The following is a 5,596-nucleotide window of genomic DNA, read 5'->3' as shown; positions in this document are numbered from 1 at the left end:
ACGCCGCCGCGCGCGCCCGCCGCGCCGCCGCCGCCCGCCGTCGCGGGGTCCTCGCCGGGGCGCTCCTGGCCCTCACGGTCGTCGGCTGGGCGCTCGCCGTCGCGCTGCCGGCCGTCCCCCTCGTCGCCGGGGTGGTCCCGACCGTCCTGCTCGCCGCCGTCCTCGTGCTCGGCCGTCGTGCGGTCGTCGCCGGCCGCGCCGCCGAGGCCGCCTGGCAGGCCCGGCTCGCGACCGTCGCGCCCCACCCGGCGGGCACCCCCGCCCGCCCCGTCCCGGCGCGCGCCGGCCGGGCCGGACGCGCCGTGCATCCCTCCGACGGCAGCACCGAGGTCTTCGCGCGCGTCGAGGACGTCGCGTCCGGTCCTGCAGGCGTGGTGGAGGCCCGGTCCGACGACAGGACCGGCGAGACCGCCACCGCCACCGCCACCGCCACCGCCACCGCCACCGAGGACACCGCCCCGGCGCCGGACGCGCGACCGCTCGCCGACCCCGCCGCGGCAGCCGCCCCGACGTCCGACGAGCCGGCCGAACCGGCCGCCGAGAGGGCTCCCCGGGCCGACGGCGGCTGGTCGCCCGTGCCCGTGCCGCGCCCGACGTACACGCTGAAGGCGCCGGCGCCCCGCCGCGAGCCCGCCCCGCTCACCGCGCCGACGGCGTCGGTCCCCGCGGGGTCCTCCGCCCCGACGGTCGAGCCCGCCGTGGTCACGACGGGCAGCATCGACCTCGACGCGGTCCTCGCACGCCGCCGTGCCGCAGGCCAGTAGCGGTGCAGCACCGGCGCGACCGCCCCGCGATTTCGGGGCACGGCCGTCCCGGTGCTATCGTTGCTCCCGCTTCGAGGGGCTGTGGCGCAGTTGGTAGCGCGTCTCGTTCGCAATGAGAAGGTCAGGGGTTCGAATCCCCTCAGCTCCACCCCGGACAGAGCGGGGCACCGTCGGACAGTGCCCCGCTCTCGTCGTCCCCGGGCCATCGGCACGACCGCGTCGACGCCCCGCGCCACCGCACGCACACGGAGGGGCCCGACCGTCGGCCGGGCCCCTCCGTCGTACCGGGGGACCGGGAGTCCCTCGTCGTGCACCCCGCGAGAGCGGGGGCGAGGCCGCGGAGGCGCCTAGCTCACGCCGGCGGGGACCGCGGCGGGCACGCGGGCCGGGCGGCCCGGGAGGCGGAACAGCGCGTCGACGAGCAGGCTGCGGTGCCGGGCCCACGTGAGGGCGAGCCCCACGCCGAGCGCCACCACGACGGTGACCCCGTAGACGACCCACCCGTTCGTCACGCCGGCCGCGCGGAGGTCCCAGGCGCAGGCCCACAGCACCGTGAAGTGGGTGACGTAGAAGACGAGCGAGTCGCGCCCGACGTAGGCCAGCGCCGCGCCGACCCGGCCGAGCCGCACGGTGGGCAGGACGACGACGGCCAGCACCACCGCCGCCAGGGGGGCGGCGAGGAAGAGGGGGCTGTACTGCACCTCCACGCCGAGGCCGCTCGCGACCGCGCCGGCGACCGCGACGAGGGCGGCGGCCGGGACGAGCCACCGGCGGCGGGCGTCGAGGGCGAGACGGTCGCGGTGGCGGACGTAGAGGTCGCCGGCGAGGAAGAACACGAAGAGGAAGCAGAACCGGGAGAACCGGAAGGCGTCGGGGCCGAAGGCGCCGAGGACGCCGACCGCCAGGCCCACCCAGGCCGGGATCCGCCACAGGCGCATGAGCCAGGCCGCGACGTAGTAGGCGAGGAGGAACCACAGGAACCACAGGTACGTCGGAGGCAGGTACGCCACGGCGAGGACGTTCCCCACGGTCAGCTGGGCCGACACGGCGAGGAAGACCAGCGACCAGAGCAGGTAGGGCCAGGCGATGGCCCGCAGCTTGCCCGCGAAGAAGACCGGCGTCGGCTTCGACAGGGAGCGCGCCAGGAGCATCCCCGAGAGGAACATCAGCAGGGGCATCCGGAAGGGCGCGAACAGCGCCATCGTCGTCCAGACGGCGTCCGGCATCTCCGGCACGAAGCGCTCGTCGACGGTCTGGGCGTGGAAGAGGACGACGAGGACGATCGCCAGCCCCCGGAGCTCGTCCATCCATGCCATGCGTGCCTGTGCCACGTGTCCCCCTGCGGGTCTCGCCGTCAGAGGGGCGGGTGCTCGTGCCCCCCACCGTCCTGGTGGTGCGGCGGCACTGTACCGAGGACCTTTTGCCCGTTTTGTCCCGTCCGGCTGTGACGTCCGCCATGGTCGGACGTCCGACCGGTCGTCCCGCCATACTGTCCGGCAGGCTCGAGCACCGGGCCGCCCGACGACAGGAGGATCCGACGTGATCACCGGCTTCAAGGACTTCATCCTGCGCGGCAACGTCGTCGACCTCGCGGTCGCCGTCGTCATCGGGGCGGCCTTCGCCGCCGTGGTGACGGCGCTCGTCGACGGCTTCCTGAACCCGCTCATCGCGGCGCTCTTCGGGTCGCCCGACCTCAGCCAGGCCATGACGTTCACCGTCAACGGCGCGCAGTTCTCGATCGGGCTCATCCTCGGGGCGATCATCAACTTCCTCCTCGTGGCCGCGGCGATCTACTTCGTCGTCGTCGTGCCGATGAACCACCTCGCCGCGCGCCGCAAGGCCGGCGCCGAGCCCGAGCCCGAGGCCCCCGCGGAGGACGTCCTCCTGCTCCAGGAGATCCGCGACCTGCTGGCGGAGCGCCGCACCCTCTGACGGCCGGACGACGACCCCGCGCCGGCGCCTCGGGGCCCGGTGCGGGGTCGTCGTGCGTCCGCCGGGGGACGGGGGCCGCCGGCACGGACGGCACCGCGCCCGGGCGGCTGTGAGGATGGGGGCGGACCCTCCGCCGCACCGGCCCCCCGCCGGGCGTACCTGCGGGTCCGCCGGTGCGAGGAGAGGACACGGACAGTGACGGTGCAGCTGGGGTACAAGGCGTCGGCGGAGCAGTTCGGGGCGCGGGAGCTCGTCGAGCTGGGGGTGGCGGCCGAGCGGCACGGCATGGACTCCGCGGTGGTGTCCGACCACTTCCAGCCCTGGCGCCACACGGGCGGCCACGCGCCGTTCTCGCTGGCGTGGCTGGCGGCCGTGGGGGAGCGCACCTCGACGATCACGCTGGGCACGTCCGTCATGACGCCGCACTACCGCTACAACCCGGCCGTCATGGCGCAGGCCTTCGGCACGCTGGGCGTCCTGCACCCGGGACGCATCATGCTCGGCGTCGGCACGGGCGAGGCCCTCAACGAGATCGCCACGGGCTACCAGGGCGCCGGCGAGCAGACGTGGCCGGAGTTCAAGGAGCGGTTCGCCCGCCTCCGCGAGGCCGTGGCGCTCATGCGGGCGCTGTGGGCGGGGGACCGCGTGTCGTTCGACGGCGAGTACTACTCGACCCACGACGCGTCCGTCTACGACAAGCCCGAGGGCGGCGTGCCCGTGTACATCGCGGCGGGCGGTCCGGTCGTGGCGAAGTACGTCGGGCGCGCGGGCGACGGGTTCATCTGCACGTCCGGCAAGGGCATGGAGCTCTACACGGACAAGCTGCTGCCCGCGCTCGCGGAGGGGGCCGAGGCCGCCGGCCGCGACGTGGCGGGCATCGACCGCATGATCGAGATCAAGCTCTCCTACGACCCGGACCCCGAGCTCGCCCGGGAGAACACGCGGTTCTGGGCGCCGCTGTCCCTCACCCCGGAGCAGAAGCACTCGCTCACGGACCCGGTGGCCATGGAGAGGGCGGCGGACGCGCTGCCCCTCGAGCAGGTGACGAAGCGGTGGATCGTCTCCTCCGACCCCGAGGAGACGGCCGAGCTCGTGCGGCCCTACGTGGAGGCCGGCTTCACGCACCTCGTCTTCCACGCACCGGGCCAGGACCAGGAGCGCTTCCTCGGGGCGTTCGAGAAGGACCTCGCGCCCCGGCTCCGCGCGCTCGGGTGACGCGAGGGGGCCCCGTCGTCCACCTGCGGGGCGGACGACGGGGCCCGGACGCGCCAGGACCCCGTCGCATCCCGAGGGGCGACGGGGTCCTGGAGGCGGCCGTCCCGTGGGGCGGCCGGGTGGGGGCGCGGTGCGCCCCCGGCTCAGCGGGTGACGCTGCGGCGGCCGCCGCGCCCGGCGACGATGGCGACGCCGATGGCGGCGAGCACGACCTGGATCGCGAACTCGATCCAGTCGAAGCCGTTCGTGTCGGCGATCCCCGCGGCCCGTGCGATGAACGTGCCGATGAGGGCGGCGACGATCCCGATGACGATGGTCAGCACGATCGAGATGTGCTGCTTGCCGCGCACGAGGAGGCGACCGAGCGCCCCGACGATGGCGCCGACGATGATGGCACTGATGATTCCGGTGATCATGGTTGTTGCCTCCTGGTCGTCCAGCCTGACTCGTTCGGACCTGACGAGAACTCGACATTAGGGGCGGACCTCGCACTTCGCGCGTCGAGTGGCGCCGCGGAGGCCCTCACGGCCGTCCGGAGGGCGAGGACCACCCGGAGGAGGGACGTGGACGGCCGTCAGGGGCCGCCGACGTCTAGGGTGCCGTCCGGGGGCAGGTGCCGGTGGCGCGAGCGCGCCCCGGGTGGGTCGCCCGACCGGGCGGCCACGGCACGGGGAGGTGCGTGGTGAGCGAGGCGGTGCCGGTGGTCCCCCGGCCGGTGCGGGAGGCGCCCGGCGAGGGCGTGTTCGCGCTGTCCAACGCGGTCCGGGTGGCGGTCGCCGACGACCCCGCCCTCGTCGGCGCCGGGACGGTGTGGGCGGACGCGCTGTCGCGCCAGGGCGGCGGGGACGTCGGCCTCGTCGTCGGCACGGACCGCGGCGACGGCGTCGTCCAGCTCGTGCTCGACGAGGCCCTGCCCGCCGACGGCGCCTACCGGCTCGTCGTCGCCCCCCGGCGGGTCACGGTGACCGCGGGCTCCACGGACGGGCTGGCCCCCGCGCTCGCGACGGTCCGGCAGCGCCTGCGCCGCGGCCCGGGCGGCGTGGCGGAGCTGCCCGTCGGCGAGGTGGAGGACGCCCCGCACCACGGGTGGCGCGGCCTGGAGGTGCGCGGGCCCTGGTCGGCGCTGGGCCTGCGCTCCCTGTGCCTCCTCGTCGACGTGCTCGCCCTCTACAAGCTCGACGTCCTCGGGCTGCCGCTGCGGGGCCCGGAGGGCTGGCGGCTGCGGCTGCGCGGCACCGACGCCCCGGCCGGCGCGCTCGGCCCCGGGGAGTGGACGTCGCTGGTGGCCTACGCCGACGTGCGCGGCGTCGCGGTGGTCCCGGGGCTCGTCGTCCCGGCCGGCCCGGAGGGGCCCCGGCGCCCGGCCGACGCGCTCGGCGCGGTCCTGGCCGAGCTCGTGCCGATGAGCCCCGCGGCCTTCGTGCACCTGCGCGCGGCCGGGACCGGCGCCGACCCGGCGGGGGGCGCCGCGGCCCGTGTGGCGGAGGCCGCGACCGCGGTCGTGTCCGCCGGCCGCCTGCCGCTCGTGGCCCCCCAGCCGGTGGGCACGGGGCTGCCCGAGGGGACGCTCCTCCTGCTGGACACGCTCACCGCGGGCCAGGACGCCCGGGCCGCGGCGGTCGCGGCGGCCCGCGAGGGCACCGGCGTGGTGCTGGGGCGCGGGCCGGCGCCGGCCGCCGGTGGCG

Annotated in this window: 5 protein-coding genes, 1 tRNA gene and 1 pseudogene; 5 read left to right on the top strand and 2 right to left on the bottom strand. The window is 76.3% G+C overall.

Going from position 1 to position 5,596, the window contains the following annotated elements; translation table 11 throughout:
• Together EJA20_RS18895 and EJA20_RS17815 are read left to right on the top strand one after the other, a co-directional pair.
• Window positions 1–764, top strand: a pseudogene (locus EJA20_RS18895) (hypothetical protein); the annotation flags it as partial.
• 75 nt (window positions 765–839) lie between these two features.
• Window positions 840–912: transfer RNA gene (locus EJA20_RS17815), tRNA-Ala, on the top strand.
• Between the two features lie 199 nt (window positions 913–1,111).
• Here the strand turns inward: EJA20_RS17815 and EJA20_RS17810 are convergent.
• Window positions 1,112–2,095, bottom strand: a complete 984-nt coding sequence (locus EJA20_RS17810) for an acyltransferase family protein (RefSeq protein WP_164984055.1) — start codon at window positions 2,093–2,095, stop codon at window positions 1,112–1,114.
• A gap of 208 nt (window positions 2,096–2,303) precedes the next feature.
• On the opposite strand from EJA20_RS17810, the gene mscL reads away from it, so the two are divergent.
• Both mscL and fgd read left to right on the top strand, forming a co-directional pair.
• Window positions 2,304–2,696 carry a large conductance mechanosensitive channel protein MscL gene (mscL, locus tag EJA20_RS19640; protein ID WP_240675630.1) on the top strand — a complete coding sequence of 131 codons (393 nt, stop codon included), beginning with the start codon at window positions 2,304–2,306 and terminating at the stop codon, window positions 2,694–2,696.
• Window positions 2,697–2,891: 195 nt separating this feature from the next.
• Complete coding sequence (gene fgd, locus EJA20_RS17800) at window positions 2,892–3,911, top strand: glucose-6-phosphate dehydrogenase (coenzyme-F420) (RefSeq protein WP_129339856.1); 1,020 nt, start codon at window positions 2,892–2,894, stop codon at window positions 3,909–3,911.
• A 143-nt stretch (window positions 3,912–4,054) separates the two neighbouring features.
• On the opposite strand, the gene EJA20_RS17795 is transcribed toward fgd, so the two are convergent.
• On the bottom strand, window positions 4,055–4,327 hold the full coding sequence (locus EJA20_RS17795) for a GlsB/YeaQ/YmgE family stress response membrane protein (protein WP_129339855.1): 273 nt from the start codon (window positions 4,325–4,327) through the stop codon (window positions 4,055–4,057).
• A 266-nt stretch (window positions 4,328–4,593) separates the two neighbouring features.
• Between EJA20_RS17795 and EJA20_RS17790 the strand changes: the two genes are divergently transcribed.
• Window positions 4,594–5,596 (top strand): glycoside hydrolase family 20 zincin-like fold domain-containing protein (locus tag EJA20_RS17790; RefSeq protein WP_276319559.1); only part of this gene is annotated, 1,003 nt, incomplete at its 3' end.

The organism is Cellulomonas endophytica (assembly GCF_004123805.1).
Classification (GTDB): Bacteria; Actinomycetota; Actinomycetes; order Actinomycetales; family Cellulomonadaceae; genus Cellulomonas; species Cellulomonas endophytica.
The sequence above is the reverse complement of the archived record's forward strand: the minus strand, read 5'-3'. Positions and strand labels throughout refer to the sequence as shown.